Source organism: Streptococcus sp. VTCC 12905 (assembly GCF_049893385.1).
In the GTDB taxonomy this organism is placed as follows: domain Bacteria; phylum Bacillota; class Bacilli; order Lactobacillales; family Streptococcaceae; genus Streptococcus; species Streptococcus suis_AA.
Map to the genome: position 1 here is coordinate 41,391 of NZ_JBMVJC010000004.1, position 15,265 is coordinate 56,655.

A 15,265-nucleotide genomic window follows, 5' to 3' on the forward strand; every position below is an offset into this window, starting at 1 on the left:
GTTTAGCACTCATTATAAGAGAGTGCTAAAAATGAACATATCATTCTCATGAAAGGAGCGAAGATGATTACCCAACGTCAAAATGATATTTTGAATCTGATTGTTGAATTGTTTACGCGCCATCATGAGCCAGTTGGTTCTAAGGCCTTGCAGGAGATGATTTCTTCTAGCTCAGCAACGATTCGAAATGATATGGCTAAGTTAGAGCAATTAGGCCTTTTGGAAAAAGCACACACGTCTAGTGGAAGGATACCGAGTCGAGCTGGTTTTCAATATTTTGTAAATCATTCACTGAATTTAGAGAATTTAGAGTATATTGACGAGGAAGATGTCTATCAGATAGTTAAGGCTTTCGATTTTGAAGCTTTTAAACTAGAAGATATATTGGAGCGGGCCAGTCAGGTTTTAGCAGATTTGACAGAATACACATCAGTTATTTTAGATGTGGAGCCGACCAGTCAACAGTTGACTTCCTTTGACATAGTACAGCTAAGTAATCACGATGCTTTGGCAGTTTTGACACTAGATCAGTGCAAGCCAGTCACTGTCCAATTTGCGATTCCGAAGAACTTTTTATCAAGGGATTTGGAAGTACTAAGACGCCTAGTTGATGAACGATTTGTTGGACAGACAGTTCTGTCTATTCACTATAAACTGCGGACGGAAATACCTCAAGTGGTACAGCGATACTTTACTACAACGGACAATGTCTTAGATTTGATGGATTACATTTTTTCCAACTTATTTCAAGAAACAGTCTTTATTAGTGGCAAAGTTGCTTCGCTAACTTATGGAAATCTTGCTACCTACCAATTATTGGATAGCCCACAACTTCTGGCGCCAGAACTACGACAAGGATTGGCACCGAATCAGCAGTCCAGCATTGTGATAGCCGAGCACAGAGATCCAGCTCTTGCAGACATAACGATGATTCATCATCGCTTTCCTATCCCCTATCGGGGTATGGCTCAGATGAGTTTGCTTGGTCCTATTGACATGGACTATCGTAGACAGATGAGTATAATCAACATCATCAGCCGCGTCCTATTTATGAAATTAACTGATTACTACAGATATTTGAGTAGTAATCATTATGAAGTTAATTAAGATGTGACGGCGTGAAGGAAACGATTGAAAAATAGGAGATTGACGCGGTGTCATCAGACGCAAGGAAATCTATCTTTTTTCTGAGTTTCTAGCCCGAACTCAATTTATTATTTGTCAAAGTAATAATAGAAAATGAAGAGGTGAACAACTTGTCAGAAGAAATCAAAAATGAAGAAATCGTAGAAGAGGTTGAAACAGTAGAAGAGGTTGAAACAACAGAAGAAGTTGTGGAAACTCCTGAAAAATCAGAATTGGACTTAGCAAATGAAGAGGTAAACAACTTGTCAGAAGAAATCAAAAATGAAGAAATCGTAGAAGAGGTTGAAACAACAGAAGAAGTTGTGGAAACTCCTGAAAAATCAGAATTGGACTTAGCAAATGAGCGTGCAGACGATTTTGAAAATAAATATCTGAGGGTTCATGCAGAAATGCAAAATATCCAACGTCGTGCCAACGAGGAACGCCAAACCATTCAACGTTACCGTTCGCAAGATTTAGCTAAGAAAATCTTGCCAAGCTTGGATAACTTGGAACGTGCCCTTCAAGTCGAAGGATTGACTGATGATGTCAAAAAAGGTTTGGAAATGGTGCAGGAAAGTTTGATTCAAGCCCTTAAAGAAGAAGGGGTGGAAGAAGTCGCTACAGATGTCTTTGACCCAAAACTTCATATGGCTATTCAAACAGTCCCAGCCACAGACGACTGCCCAGCAGAACGCATCGCACAAGTATTACAAAAAGGCTACAAGTTGCATGAACGTCTGTTGAGACCGGCTATAGTGGTGGTATCAGAATAGTCGCTCTGCTATTTTTCAAAAAAGAAACCTGACCGAGATGTCGTTAAACTAATTGAAAAGAAAGTAAATTAAAAAGAAAGTAAATTAAAAAGAGGTAAATCATATGTCTAAAATTATCGGTATTGACTTAGGTACAACAAACTCAGCAGTTGCAGTTCTTGAAGGAACTGAACCAAAAATCATCGCAAACCCAGAAGGAAACCGCACAACTCCGTCTGTTGTGTCTTTCAAAAATGGTGAAATCATCGTTGGTGATGCGGCAAAACGCCAAGCAGTAACCAACCCAGATACCATCATCTCTATCAAATCAAAAATGGGAACTTCTGAAAAAGTTTCAGCAAACGGTAAAGAATACACACCACAAGAAATCTCAGCTATGATTCTTCAATACTTGAAAGGCTACGCTGAAGAATATCTTGGTGAAAAAGTAACTAAAGCTGTTATCACTGTTCCTGCTTACTTCAACGATGCTCAACGTCAAGCAACCAAAGATGCTGGTAAAATCGCTGGTCTGGAAGTAGAACGTATCGTCAACGAGCCAACTGCAGCAGCCCTTGCTTATGGGTTGGACAAGACTGACAAAGACGAGAAAATTTTGGTATTCGACCTTGGCGGTGGTACTTTCGACGTGTCTATCCTTGAACTTGGTGACGGTGTCTTTGATGTACTTGCTACAGCAGGTGACAACAAACTTGGTGGTGATGATTTCGACCAAAAGATTATCGACCACATGGTTGCAGAATTCAAGAAAGAAAATGGCATCGACTTGTCAGCAGACAAAATGGCTCTTCAACGTTTGAAAGATGCTGCTGAAAAAGCGAAGAAAGATCTTTCAGGTGTCACTTCAACTCAAATCAGCTTGCCGTTCATCACTGCAGGTGCAGCTGGTCCGCTTCACTTGGAAATGACATTGACTCGTGCGAAATTTGATGAATTGACTTACGATCTTGTAGAACGCACAAAGACTCCAGTTCGTCAAGCCCTTTCAGATGCAGGCCTTAGCTTGTCAGAAATTGACGAAGTGATTCTTGTCGGTGGTTCAACTCGTATCCCAGCTGTTGTAGAAGCTGTTAAGGCTGAAACAGGTAAAGAGCCAAACAAATCTGTAAACCCTGACGAAGTCGTTGCTATGGGTGCGGCAATCCAAGGTGGTGTTATCACTGGTGATGTGAAAGACGTTGTCCTTCTTGACGTAACACCATTATCACTTGGTATTGAAACAATGGGTGGTGTATTTACAAAACTCATCGAGCGTAACACAACTATCCCAACTTCTAAATCACAAGTCTTCTCAACTGCTGCAGACAACCAGCCAGCCGTTGACATCCACGTGCTTCAAGGTGAGCGCCCAATGGCAGCGGACAACAAGACTCTTGGTCGCTTCCAATTGACTGACATCCCTGCAGCACCTCGTGGTATTCCACAAATCGAAGTAACATTTGATATCGATAAGAACGGTATTGTTTCTGTAAAAGCTAAAGACCTTGGTACACAAAAAGAACAAACCATCGTTATCCAGTCTAACTCAGGTTTGACAGAAGAAGAAATCGACCGCATGATGAAAGATGCAGAAGCAAACGCTGAAGCAGATAAGAAACGTAAGGAAGAAGTGGATCTTCGTAACGATGTTGACCAAGCAATCTTTGCGACTGAGAAAACTCTTAAAGAAACTGAAGGCAAAGGCTTTGATGCAGAACGCGACCAAGCCCAAGCAGCTCTTGATGAGTTGAAAGCAGCCCAAGAAGCTAACAACTTGGACGACATGAAGGCTAAACTTGAAAACCTCAACGAAAAAGCTCAAGCACTTGCTGTTAAAATGTACGAACAAGCTGCTGCAGCTCAACAAGCAGCACAAGGTGCTCAATCAGCTGATTCATCAAACAACAATGGTGATGACGTTGTTGACGGTGAATTCACTGAAAAATAAGATGTGAGAGCGTTAAAAGAACGACAGAAAAATAGGAACTTGACGCTGAATGCTTGCATTCAAGGAAAGTTATCTTTTTTCCGAAGTTCTTAGCTCGAACTCAGTTCTTATCTTTTCGAGAATAGAAATCATTCTTCAATAAAATTAATTTCCAATCACAGAGGTTGCAACCCAGCCTCTGTTTTTGGGTAAATAGCATTCTAACTTTCACAGAATTGAATACGCCTACGACTCTGTGGAAAAAGATAAACTTTTCCTAGATGCGAGGCATCGTCGGATAGTTTCCTATTTTTCTTTGAGTCGCTTAACGGCTTAATATCTTCATAGGAAGGAAAGTGTTTGTAATCGAACACGGGCTACTTTCAATATTTCAAAGAAAGGAATATAAGTTCGTTAATTCGAACACAGGCTAAAAAACTAGTGAAAAGATAAACTTCCTAGTGTGTTTTACACACTGCGTCAGTTTGCTGTTTTCACTTTTCCAAAACCATGATAGAAAGGAAAGTGTTCGTAATCGAACACGGGCTACTTTCTGAGTTTCGTCTATTATTTAACGAAAGGAAATGAACTCGCCCTAAAAGCTGTGTGAAAAGTCAAAAAGTCTGGGATAGACTTTTTGAGAAATACCTGTCGCTTATTGTTTTTGTACGACAGGGCTGAAAGTGTCCACTGGACACTTTCACTCCCTATTTTCACTTTGCTTTTAACGGGCATGGTATCTTATATGAACAATACTGAATTTTACGATCGTCTGGGGGTTTCTAAGGATGCCTCACAGGACGAGATAAAAAAAGCATATCGGAAGCTTTCAAAAAAATACCATCCAGACATTAATAAGGATCCGGGTGCGGAGGATAAATATAAAGAAGTTCAAGAGGCTTATGAAACTTTGAGCGACCCTCAAAAACGGGCTGCCTATGACCAATATGGTCCTGCAGGAGCCAATGGTGGCTTCGGTGGTGGAGCAGGTGGTTTTGGTGGATTTGATGGAGCTGGTTTCGGCGGTTTTGAAGATATCTTCTCAAGCTTCTTTGGTGGAGGCGGTGCAAGCCGTAATCCTAATGCACCTCGTCAAGGGGATGATTTGCAGTATGTAGTCAACTTGAAATTTGAAGAAGCGATTTTTGGTGTGGAACGAGAAATTTCCTACAATCGTGAAGCAACCTGCCAGACTTGTTCAGGTTCTGGTGCAAAACCTGGAACTAGTCCAGTAACCTGTGGTCGCTGTCATGGCTCTGGTGTCATTAATGTGGATACACAAACACCTCTTGGAACCATGCGTCGCCAAATGACTTGTGATGTCTGTCACGGTCGTGGGAAACAAATCAAAGACCCATGTACGACTTGTCATGGTACTGGTCGTGAAAAACAAGCTCATACAGTAACAGTTAAAGTTCCTGCGGGTGTTGAATCAGGTCAACGTATTCGTTTGGCAGGTCAAGGGGAAGCTGGTTTTAATGGAGGTCCTTATGGAGATCTTTATGTAGTCATCCAGGTTCAAGCCTCAGACAAGTTTGAGCGTGAGGGAACAACGATTCACTATAAATTGAATCTGAACTTTGTTCAGGCAGCTTTAGGTGACACTGTTCATGTACCAACTGTTCACGGTGATGTTGACTTGGTTATTCCAGAAGGTACCCAGACTGGTAAAACATTCCGTCTAAAAGGAAAAGGTGCGCCTAGCATTCGTGGTGGAGCGATGGGCGATCAGTATGTTACCGTCAATGTTGTGACTCCGACAGGATTAAACGATCGTCAAAAAGCCGCTCTAAAAGAATTCGCCAGAGCTTCGAATATTGAAGTAAAACCACAGAAAAAAGGCTTCTTTGATAAAGTAAAAGATGCGCTTGACGACTTATAATTGGAAAAATCAGTAAGGAATACTTGCTGATTTTTTCTATCCATGTTACCCTTAAAGGGAGAAGTGAGGTAACAAATGGAATTTAAAGATGCGACAGCCATGTCCCAAGCAATTAGAGAAAAACGAATTTCTTCAAGAGAATTAGTTGAGGATGTGATCCAAACCATTGAGAAATTGAATCCTCTTTATAATGCTGTTGTCTCAAAACAGTATGAAACTGCCTTAGCTGAAGCAGATAATCTTGATCGTCATGGTGATGAAGATAAACCATTCTTGGGTGTTCCTCTCCTATTGAAGGATTTGGGGCAAAATGAAAGTGGTCAACCTTCTACATCTGGATCACGATTGTTTAAAGCTAGCATTGCTAGCCAAACAGATTATTTTGTACAAGCCCTTAAAAATATGGGTTTCCTTATCTTGGGGCGCACAAACACACCTGAATTTGGTTTTAAAAATATTTCTGATTCAACTCTTCATGGACCTGTAAGATTACCACTTGATAGGACACGAAATGCAGGAGGGTCTAGTGGTGGTGCAGCTGCAGCAGTTGCTTCAGGAATGGTCCCAATTGCGGCAGCTTCTGATGGAGGAGGATCCATTCGAATTCCTGCTTCATTTAATGCCTTGATTGGGCTCAAACCTAGTAGAGGACGAGTTCCTGTAGGACCTTCTTCCTATCGTGGTTGGCAGGGTGCTTCCAGCAATTTTGCATTGACCAGATCGATAAGAGATACCAAGCGCCTTCTTTTTCACTTACAAACCTATCAGGTTGATGCTCCCTTTCCACTTGCTCCTTTAGTCAAAGATTCCCTGTTTTGTCCGATGACAAAGCCGATTAAAATCGCTTTTAGCCTTCAATCTCCAATTGGAACGTTGGTTTCAAACGATGCAAAAAATGCTGTTATCCAGCTTTTACCACAATTAGAGGCGCTTGGATACGAGGTGGAAGAGCTAAAAACACCAATTTTAGATGGCATTGAGGTGATGAAAGCCTATTATCTCATGAATAGCGTGGAGACTGCCCAAATGTTTGACGATATTGAAGCATTTATCGGACGACCGATGACGGTGGAGGATATGGAACCAATGACATGGGCTATCTATCAAAGTGGACAAACTATTCCAGCAAAACTTTACTCTAAAGTCTTGCAAGATTGGGACCAATACAGTGCAAAAATGGCAACTTTTCATGAATCCTATGATCTATTGTTGACACCAACAGTAGCAGATGTTGCACCAACCTTAGAGCAATTTATTCCCACAGATCAGATGGTAAATCGCTTATTGCATTCGCAAGAATTATCAATGTCGGAACAACAACAGTTAATTTGGGACATGTTCGAGGATAGTTTAGCATGGACACCGTTTACCCAACAAGCCAATATTACAGGTCAACCATCAATCAGCTTACCAACCTACCACACTAAAAATGGTCTACCAATCGGTGTTCAATTGACAGCTGCAAAAGGAAGGGAAGATATCTTACTTCAAGTGGCTGAAACTCTGGAGGTCTCAAAGTGTTGGGAAATGTAAGGGAATACATTTTTTGGTTCAATTATTTGCAAAAACGATTTCTAAATGTTAACCTATAAAAGTTGGTGAGGTAACACCTAAAAAGATTATAGGGGCAATGGCTCCAAAGGAGATTGTTTATGTTGAAAAAAGTTTTAGCCTCAGCGCTTCTGGTTTCTGCTCTAGCATTGTCAGCATGCTCTAGTAGTAGTTCGAGCACAAATAGTTCCTCTGCTGAACAAACGCAGTGGGAAAAAGTGCAAGAAGCTGGTGTATTGAAAGTAGCAACACCAGGTACTTTGTTCCCAACGTCATACTATAATGATAATAAGGAACTAGTTGGTTATGAAATTGACATGATCAACGAAATCGGTAAGCGATTGGATCTTGAAATCGAATATCAAGAAATTGGTGTAGCAGAAGCATTCACTGCTGTAGATAGTGGCAAGGTTGATATTTCTGTGAATAACTTTGATATATTAGAAGCACGTAAGGAAAAGTACAACTTCTCTATCCCTTACAAGTATTCAGTTGGCGGCTACATCGTTCGTGAAGATGGATCTTCTGGTATTGAAGCTGCAGACTTAAGTGACTGGGCTGGTAAAAAAGCAGGTGGTGGAGCTGGTACTCAGTATATGAAAATTGCTGAAAAACAAGGTGCAGAGCCAGTTATTTATGACAATGTGACAAATGATGTGTATCTCCGCGATGTATCGACAGGTCGTACAGATTTTATTCCAAATGACTACTTCACTCAGGTTATGGCGATTCAATGGGTGAAATCGAACTTCCCGGACATTAAAGTAAAAATGGGAGATGCCCAATACAACCCAACAGAACAAGGAATTGTGATGAGCAAATCCGATGATAGTTTGAAAGAAAAACTGGATGAAACCATAGAGGCTATGAAAGCAGATGGGACCTTAAAAGCTATCTCTGAGAAATACTATGGTGGTCAAGACTTGACAGTGCCAGTTGAAAATGCGGATGAATTGCCAGTTATCGATGTAGAGTAATTCTCAATGAAAATCAAAGTAGCTAACCTTCAATAATCTTGACGATGTTGATCATTGTTAAGTTTCAATTTAAGGTTTTAAGAAAAGAGAGGAAAAGATGAATATCAATTGGCAGGCAGTATTTAATGCAGAAATTGCATGGGAGGCAATCCCGCAGATTCTGGAAGGCTTACCTTATACACTTTCCCTGTCATTGATTGGATTTGCATTAGGAACTTTTTGTGGCTTTTTCGTCGCATTGTTACGAATGTCCAAGATTACCCCATTACGCTGGTTAGCTATGCTGCATATCTCACTCATGCGTGGCATCCCACTTATGGTTCTTCTCTTCTTCATTTACTTTGGTCTCCCATTTATGGGAATACAATTGGATGCAATTTCTGCCTCTATCATTGCCTTTACCTCTATGTCTAGTGCCTATATTTCTGAAATTATTCGTGCATCTCTTTCAGCAATAGATAAAGGACAATGGGAGGCAGCAAAGTCGCTTGGCTTGAGAACAAACGTGATTTACCGAAAAATCATCATTCCTCAAGCCTTTCGGATTGCTCTTCCACCTCTAAGTAATGTTTTATTAGACATGGTGAAGAGTACTTCCCTAACTGCTATGATTACGGTTCCGGAGATTTTCAATAAGGCAAAAATTGTCGGAGGAGCCAAGTCTGATTATATGACAGTCTATATATGTGTAGCTCTTATCTACTGGCTTATTTGTACCCTTTATGCGGTTGGACAAGTCCATTTAGAAAAACGATTAGCAACCTATTAATATAAAATATGAAAAATCCCTAGTAATACGCATGTTTTACTAGGGATTTTTTATAGACATTTGAATGAATACTCTTCGAAAATCAAAATTATCTTTTATCAAGAGCCTTAATGAGTGAAAAGCTACAGCGGAGCTTTTCAACCTATTACCTTGAAACAAGAAAGTAATAGAGCTCTGTCTTCTGCTCAATGATGAGAACACAATTCTCTATATTTTCCAGCCTTCAACTATTTCCCAGATAGTTGAAGCTAGACTACTTTTGATTTTCATTGAGTATAACTTTGATGCATCGTTACTTTCGGCCTGCACCTTAGTTGCTTGTTTGAAAGCTAATTTATTCAACTATGCTATTTAAAATACAGGAGTCTCAGTCCATTCAAAATCACAAGAATTGTGGAGCCTTCATGACCAACTACTCCGAGTGGGAGATTAATTGATTGGAAGAGGTTAGAGATGATGAGAACTGCGATGACTGAGAGGGCAAAAATGATATTTTGTTTGATAATTCCACGCATTTTTTTAGATAGGCGGATAGAATACGGAATCCGAGTCAAGTCTTCCATGAGAACAATATCCGCTGATTCCATCGCAATATCTGTACCGCTTCCCATAGCGTAGCTGACATTAGCTTGAGCAAGAGCTGGGGCATCGTTAATCCCATCTCCAACCATACCAACGGAAGCAAACTCTTTTTGCAACTCTTGGATGATTGAGGCCTTATCGGTTGGTAGGCAATTGGCAATGACGCGTTCGATACCGACTTGACTAGCTACATATCGAGCTGTCTTTTCTTGGTCCCCAGTTAGGAGTATAGGCGTTACTCCCATGTCCTTCAATTGACTTATCAGGGTTTTAGTCTCTGGTTTTACACGATCCTCAATGAAAAAGATAGCCATTAGTTGATCGTTTTGGCTGACATAGACCAACGTTTTACCCGTGCCTTCTGCTTGATCAATGTGTGTAATCAAGTCAGTAGAAAGTGGTTTGACCAGCGTTTCTACCACAAAGCCATATTTACCGATTTTCCAGCGATTTCCCTCGTACTCGGCTTCCAATCCTTTACCAGTTAGGTCTTTAAGGTTTTGGAGGACAATAGAGGAGCTGTCAACGGTATAGTTCTGAAGAGCTTGAGCGATAGGATGGCTAGATTGTTTTTCAACTGCTTGAACAATTTCATTGATTAGGTTTTCATCGCCAAGATAGGTTGCCCCGACAACTTCTGGTTTCCCAATGGTTAATGTACCTGTTTTATCGAAAACAATGGCTTCTAAATTTGCGATGTTATCCGCAATATCACCGCCTTTGATAATCATGCCCTTGCGCGCCGCACGGCTTATGGCAGAAAGTGTCGCAGGTGAAGAGCTAGCGACCAGTGCACATGGGGATGTAATGGTTAACAGAATCATACCACGATAGAAGGAATTCAACCAGTCCCATCCTAATGCAAAGTGTACAAAGAGAATGAAAATGGGAACTGCTACAAGTACAACTTTGACATAGGTATCTTCCATATTTTCAATGAAAGTAGCCGTTTTAGACTTTGATTCCTGTGCATTTTCAACCATCTGAACAATTTTGTCAAACAAAGCATCACCTTTTTCAGCTGTAACTTGAACGGTGACAGTTGGACCTTGGTTAATGGTTCCGCCGATAACTGTGGCGCCCATCAATTTTTCAGCAGGCAAAGGCTCACCGGTGATCATTGACTCATCAAAAATAGATTGATTGCTCATCAACCGTCCGTCCAAGGGAACAGTGTCCCCTTTACGAACCTGTAAGAAATCACCAATGTGAATATCTGCTGTTTCTAAAACTGTAATGTCCCCATTCTCTTCGATTTTACGAGCTGTGGGTGGTGTCATGTTCATCAGTGAAGCGATGGCATTTCTACTTTTTTCCATCGCCAATTCTTCCAAAGTATTTGAAAGAGAGAAGATAAAGATGAGAAGTGCTCCCTCCATCCAGTAACCAATAATACCAGATCCAATAGCAGCTAAAATCATCAGAACATCAACTGATAAATGTTTATCAAAAATAAGTTCAGAAAGACCATCTTTAGCGGACTGATACCCACCGATTAGAAAAGCTAGAATGAATGCTGGTGCAGCAAATGGTTCTAGATCAATCTGAAGTAACAAGACACCAATCAAAATAAAGAGTAGGCAAAGACTGGTCGTTAGAATATGTATATTGTTTTTAAAAAGGGTTATTAGTTTCATAATCGTAGTTCCTTAATTAGAATAATTATTATTTATGATTTAATTATACCGGTTATAATTAAATTGTCAAGCTTAATTATAATGATTCTAAATAACGAAATTCTGATAATTCTAAGATTTTCGGCAAAGATGATTGGTGAAAACAAAAAACAAACATCATTACAATGCTTGTCTGAATGAGAAGTGCGATTCGGTCACTTCACTATTTTTTTTAAAGCTGTTGGCATTCTGGACAAATTCCATAAATAGATAAGACTTCTTTAGTTATTTTATAGCCAGTTTGCTCATGTGCTTCTTTCTTGAGGCTAGGAATTTCCACATCCATAAAGTCCGTGATTTTTCCACATTTTTCACAAATAACATTGAGGTGTTCGTGTCCCATGAAATCATAGTAGGTGGTAGTGTCATTTGCACGTTTCAGTTCAGTAACAAAACCTTCTTCTAATAAAACCTTGAGGTTATTGTATACTGTCGCTAAGCTCATATTCGGATAGTTAGGTAAAAGATCCAAATAAATCATCTCCGCACTAGGATGATCGTCGCTTTCAATGATATAGGCAACAACAGCTTTCCTGGTTTCGGTTATCCGAATTCTTTTTTCTTTCAGATGTTGAATAACATGTTCAAAGGCGGTCTGGTGTTCTGCATTAAGATGAGAGTGTAATTCCATTCGTACCTCCTCCCCTCTTTAAGGATAATTCTAATCAAGTGAATTTCATTATAATCCTTTTTACAAGAGGTGTCAACGATGGACTCGGTTGTGGACGAAGTGAGCAACCTAATTTATTGTAATGCGCGGTTCCTGAAGTGTTACGATTTGTTGTTCAACAGAGGCACCTAGGTGTAGAGTAGCTGCTTGTTGAATAAAGTCCAGAGCTTCTCGAAATGCTTGTTCTCTACTGTCATCGAGTAGTTCAATCACCAAGAAGGCATTTTGTGTCTGATTGGTAATCATAGTGCGCTCCCCATCACGCCAATTAAAACAGCGGCAGAAGGCCCCCGCATCATCTTTATAACAGAGTTCACCAGGAAGTGTTGGTTGGTTGCGGTCGTCTCCAATCAGATAAAATTCATCCCCGCCATCGGTGATTGTCAGCTGCAAATCTCCCACAAAACGGTCCATGTCTTCAGCTCCTACGGGGAGGGCATATCGGAGGCTGGCTGCGTTGTAAATGTCTACTACTAGGGGATTGACACTACGGATAGGCGTTCCGCCACTAGGTCGTTTTAGCAGTGCTTCAATACTAGAACGAGCCCCTTTCTTAGTTTTAAATGCTTGATAGGCTTTTCGATAAGTTTGAATTACTGCATTGTCGCTAAAAACTTCTTCTGTTAAATAAGACTGCGCAATAGGAATACTCTCTTGGAGTTAATCTGATTTTGATTTTCATTGAGTATTAATCTGTGATAGGACAGTTGAGTTTTTTTTGTATTGTTCATCCTACACACCTATGCTACAATCAGAACATGACAAGATATAAAGCAATTATTTCCTACGATGGGCATGATTTTTCTGGTTTTCAACGTCAGCCTCATGCTCGGACAGTTCAGGAAGAAATCGAGAAAACCTTGAAACGGTTGAACAGTGGGCACTCAGTAACAGTGCATGGTGCAGGTCGGACAGATGCAGGTGTGCATGCTTATGGCCAGGTGATACATTTTGACTTGCTGGGGACTCGAGATGAGGAAAGGCTTCGCTTTGCCCTAGATACGCAAACTCCGGAGGATATCGATGTGGTCAAGGTGGAGCAGGTAGCGGATGATTTTCATTGTCGTTATGCCAAACATAGTAAAACTTATGAATTTCTAGTGGATATCGGTCGACCTAAAAATCCCATGATGCGGCATTATGCTACCTTTTATCCTTATGATCTGGACCTTTCTTTGATCAGAGAAGCCATCAAAGACTTAGAGGGGACACATGATTTCACTGGTTTTACAGCTTCTGGGACTTCAGTAGAAAATAAGGTGCGAACCATCACGTCTGCAACACTAGAATATGACCAGCGACGACAATTTTTGATTTTTACTTTTTCGGGCAATGGCTTTTTATATAAGCAGGTTCGAAATATGGTGGGCACCCTCCTAAAAATTGGGAATGGTCGCATGCCTGTTCACCAAATCAAGAGAATTTTGGAAGAAAAAAATCGCGATTTGGCTGGACCTACCGCTGCTGGTAATGGCTTGTATTTAAAGGAGATTATTTATGAAGACTAATTATATTTTGGCACTTTCAGGTAATGATATTTTTAGCGGTGGTGGACTCCATGCAGATTTAACAACCTATACTGTTCATAAATTGCATGGCTTTGTTGCCGTCACCTGTTTGACAGCTATGACAGAGAAGGGATTCGAAGTATTTCCTACGGATTCCACTATTTTTGCTCATCAGCTTACTAGCTTGAAGAACGTTCCGTTCTCAGCAATTAAGATTGGACTTCTTCCAAACGTTGAAATTTCAGAGCAGGCTTTGGAAGTCATTCAGGCCCACCAAGATATTCCTGTGGTGCTAGATCCTGTTTTGGTCTGCAAGGAAACGCATGATACAGAGGTTAGCCAATTACGTGACGAACTCTTGAAATTTTTCCCATATGTGACCATTATCACTCCAAACTTGGCAGAAGCTCAGCTATTGATTCAAAGAGACATTCAAACTGTCGAAGAAATGAAGCAGGCAGCGCGTGATTTGTACCAGTTAGGGGCTAAACATGTGGTGATTAAGGGTGGTAATCGTTTAGACAAAGATAAGGCAATAGATGTTTATTATGATGGGCAAACGATTGAGGTGTTGGAATCACCAATTTTGACCAGTAATAATGTCGGTGCGGGCTGTACCTTTGCTTCAAGCATTGCCAGTCAACTTTTACTTGGCAAGGATCCTTTAGAGGCTGTTCGGTTATCGAAAGAGTTTGTCTACCGGGCAATCGAGACGTCTGATGAATATGGGGTGGTTCAATATGAGAAATAAGAAAACAAAGGATGTAGTTTTGTTAGCGATTTTGACGGCGCTTAGCCTGGTTTTGGCCTTTATTCATGTGCCAACTCCAACAGGTTTTGTTACGCTATTGGATGTAGGTATTTTCTTTACAGCCTTTTATTTGGGCAAGAAAGAAGGAGCGATTGTTGGAGGTTTGTCAGGTCTCCTGATTGATTTTCTGTTAGGTTATCCACAGTGGGCTTTCTTTAGTCTAGTTTTTCATGGCGCACAAGGTTATTTTGCTGGTTGGAAAGGTAAGAAACAGCTGATTGGTCTTGTTTTGGCGACTGTATCCATGGTTGGCGGCTATTTTGTAGCATCTAGTTTAATGTACAATGTTGCAGATGCTGTAACGGGTCTTGTAGCAAATATCTTGCAAAATGTAGTAGGTCTTGTTCTGGGATATTTACTAGCTCAGGCGGCAGAAAGAATTGGTGCAATAAATGATGTCTTTAAACGAAATTAAACAACAAACCCAGCAAATTGTCGAGGAAGTCTTAGAACTTAGCAATCTTCAAAAAGGGCATATTTTCGTATTGGGTCTGTCCTCTAGTGAAGTAATCGGTGGACATATCGGCAAAAACTCTAGTCTGGAAGTCGGTGAGGTGATTGTTGAAACGATTTTGGATATTCTGGAGCCAAAGGGTCTGTATTTAGCAGTCCAAGGTTGTGAACACCTCAATCGTGCCTTAGTCGTGGAGAGAGAATTAGCAATTCAGAAAGACTTGGAAATAGTAAATGTCTTGCCTAGTCTTCATGCAGGTGGTTCTGGACAGTTGGCAGCTTTCAAGTATATGAAAGATCCAGTCGAAGTGGAATTTATTACTGCTCAAGCAGGCGTGGATATAGGTGATACGGCTATCGGCATGCATATCAAACATGTGCAGGTTCCAGTTAGACCAATACTTCGGGAAATTGGGCAAGCCCATGTAACGGCGCTTGCTAGCCGACCAAAATTGATTGGTGGAGCTCGTGCAGCGTATGTAGAGGATAAAATACGGAAAAATTAATCACAGCCAGAAGGTTGTGATTTTTTAAATAATTTTTTTTCGAATGAGACACTCTTATGTTAATCTTGTTTCT

At 40.6% G+C, this 15,265-nt stretch carries 13 protein-coding genes and 1 pseudogene; 11 read left to right on the top strand and 3 right to left on the bottom strand.

What is annotated here, in order from left to right; all coding sequences use genetic code 11:
• Window positions 1-63: 63 nt before the first annotated feature.
• From hrcA to ACPC58_RS02635, 7 genes are all read left to right on the top strand, one after another.
• Window positions 64-1,107, top strand: coding sequence for a heat-inducible transcriptional repressor HrcA (gene hrcA / locus ACPC58_RS02605; protein ID WP_434065148.1), 1,044 nt, complete (start codon window positions 64-66; stop codon window positions 1,105-1,107).
• A gap of 281 nt (window positions 1,108-1,388) precedes the next feature.
• Complete coding sequence (gene grpE / locus ACPC58_RS02610) at window positions 1,389-1,901, top strand: nucleotide exchange factor GrpE (protein WP_217375185.1); 513 nt, start codon at window positions 1,389-1,391, stop codon at window positions 1,899-1,901.
• A gap of 103 nt (window positions 1,902-2,004) precedes the next feature.
• Complete coding sequence (gene dnaK, locus ACPC58_RS02615) at window positions 2,005-3,828, top strand: molecular chaperone DnaK (RefSeq protein WP_217374192.1); 1,824 nt, start codon at window positions 2,005-2,007, stop codon at window positions 3,826-3,828.
• A 724-nt stretch (window positions 3,829-4,552) separates the two neighbouring features.
• Complete coding sequence (gene dnaJ, locus ACPC58_RS02620; protein ID WP_434065149.1) at window positions 4,553-5,689, top strand: molecular chaperone DnaJ; 1,137 nt, start codon at window positions 4,553-4,555, stop codon at window positions 5,687-5,689.
• Between the two features lie 75 nt (window positions 5,690-5,764).
• Window positions 5,765-7,222, top strand: coding sequence for an amidase (locus ACPC58_RS02625; protein ID WP_434065150.1), 1,458 nt, complete (start codon window positions 5,765-5,767; stop codon window positions 7,220-7,222).
• Between the two features lie 119 nt (window positions 7,223-7,341).
• A complete protein-coding gene (locus ACPC58_RS02630; RefSeq protein ID WP_434065151.1) occupies window positions 7,342-8,217 on the top strand; it encodes a transporter substrate-binding domain-containing protein in 876 nt (291 codons plus the stop codon).
• Between the two features lie 97 nt (window positions 8,218-8,314).
• A complete protein-coding gene (locus ACPC58_RS02635; RefSeq protein ID WP_130555502.1) occupies window positions 8,315-8,986 on the top strand; it encodes an amino acid ABC transporter permease in 672 nt (223 codons plus the stop codon).
• Window positions 8,987-9,333: 347 nt separating this feature from the next.
• On the opposite strand, the gene ACPC58_RS02640 is transcribed toward ACPC58_RS02635, so the two are convergent.
• The 3 genes and pseudogenes from ACPC58_RS02640 to ACPC58_RS02650 all read right to left on the bottom strand — a co-directional run.
• On the bottom strand, window positions 9,334-11,205 hold the full coding sequence (locus tag ACPC58_RS02640; RefSeq protein ID WP_434065152.1) for a heavy metal translocating P-type ATPase: 1,872 nt from the start codon (window positions 11,203-11,205) through the stop codon (window positions 9,334-9,336).
• Window positions 11,206-11,416: 211 nt separating this feature from the next.
• Complete coding sequence (perR, locus tag ACPC58_RS02645; protein ID WP_217374187.1) at window positions 11,417-11,875, bottom strand: Fur family transcriptional regulator; 459 nt, start codon at window positions 11,873-11,875, stop codon at window positions 11,417-11,419.
• A gap of 108 nt (window positions 11,876-11,983) precedes the next feature.
• Window positions 11,984-12,574 (bottom strand): annotated as a pseudogene (locus ACPC58_RS02650) (B3/B4 domain-containing protein); the annotation flags it as partial.
• Between the two features lie 98 nt (window positions 12,575-12,672).
• On the opposite strand from ACPC58_RS02650, the gene truA reads away from it, so the two are divergent.
• From truA to ACPC58_RS02670, 4 genes are read left to right on the top strand one after another with little or no spacing between them, the layout of a single operon-like run.
• Window positions 12,673-13,422, top strand: coding sequence for a tRNA pseudouridine(38-40) synthase TruA (gene truA, locus ACPC58_RS02655; RefSeq protein ID WP_024397064.1), 750 nt, complete (start codon window positions 12,673-12,675; stop codon window positions 13,420-13,422).
• A complete protein-coding gene (locus tag ACPC58_RS02660) occupies window positions 13,412-14,173 on the top strand; it encodes a bifunctional hydroxymethylpyrimidine kinase/phosphomethylpyrimidine kinase (RefSeq protein ID WP_434065153.1) in 762 nt (253 codons plus the stop codon). The genes truA and ACPC58_RS02660 overlap by 11 nt, the downstream gene beginning before the upstream one ends.
• Window positions 14,163-14,648, top strand: a complete 486-nt coding sequence (locus ACPC58_RS02665; RefSeq protein WP_312314313.1) for an ECF transporter S component — start codon at window positions 14,163-14,165, stop codon at window positions 14,646-14,648. The genes ACPC58_RS02660 and ACPC58_RS02665 overlap by 11 nt, the downstream gene beginning before the upstream one ends.
• The gene (locus ACPC58_RS02670) at window positions 14,629-15,192 is read left to right on the top strand and encodes a TIGR01440 family protein (protein WP_434065177.1); all 564 of its coding nucleotides are present in this window, start codon (window positions 14,629-14,631) and stop codon (window positions 15,190-15,192) included. Before ACPC58_RS02665 ends, ACPC58_RS02670 begins: the two co-directional genes overlap by 20 nt.
• The last annotated feature ends 73 nt before the right edge of the window (window positions 15,193-15,265 follow it).

Bases quoted from the DNA above. Each gene is read 5' to 3' on its own strand.
- dnaK (WP_217374192.1), top strand. From the start codon at position 2,005: ATGTCTAAAATTATCGGTATTGACTTAGGTACAACAAACTCAGCAGTT.
- hrcA (WP_434065148.1), top strand. From the start codon at position 64: ATGATTACCCAACGTCAAAATGATATTTTGAATCTGATTGTTGAATTG.
- ACPC58_RS02635 (WP_130555502.1), top strand. From the start codon at position 8,315: ATGAATATCAATTGGCAGGCAGTATTTAATGCAGAAATTGCATGGGAG.
- ACPC58_RS02665 (WP_312314313.1), top strand. From the start codon at position 14,163: ATGAGAAATAAGAAAACAAAGGATGTAGTTTTGTTAGCGATTTTGACG.
- ACPC58_RS02670 (WP_434065177.1), top strand. From the start codon at position 14,629: ATGTCTTTAAACGAAATTAAACAACAAACCCAGCAAATTGTCGAGGAA.
- ACPC58_RS02630 (WP_434065151.1), top strand. From the start codon at position 7,342: ATGTTGAAAAAAGTTTTAGCCTCAGCGCTTCTGGTTTCTGCTCTAGCA.
- perR (WP_217374187.1), bottom strand. From the start codon at position 11,875: ATGGAATTACACTCTCATCTTAATGCAGAACACCAGACCGCCTTTGAA.
- ACPC58_RS02660 (WP_434065153.1), top strand. From the start codon at position 13,412: ATGAAGACTAATTATATTTTGGCACTTTCAGGTAATGATATTTTTAGC.
- ACPC58_RS02640 (WP_434065152.1), bottom strand. From the start codon at position 11,205: ATGAAACTAATAACCCTTTTTAAAAACAATATACATATTCTAACGACC.
- ACPC58_RS02625 (WP_434065150.1), top strand. From the start codon at position 5,765: ATGGAATTTAAAGATGCGACAGCCATGTCCCAAGCAATTAGAGAAAAA.
- truA (WP_024397064.1), top strand. From the start codon at position 12,673: ATGACAAGATATAAAGCAATTATTTCCTACGATGGGCATGATTTTTCT.
- dnaJ (WP_434065149.1), top strand. From the start codon at position 4,553: ATGAACAATACTGAATTTTACGATCGTCTGGGGGTTTCTAAGGATGCC.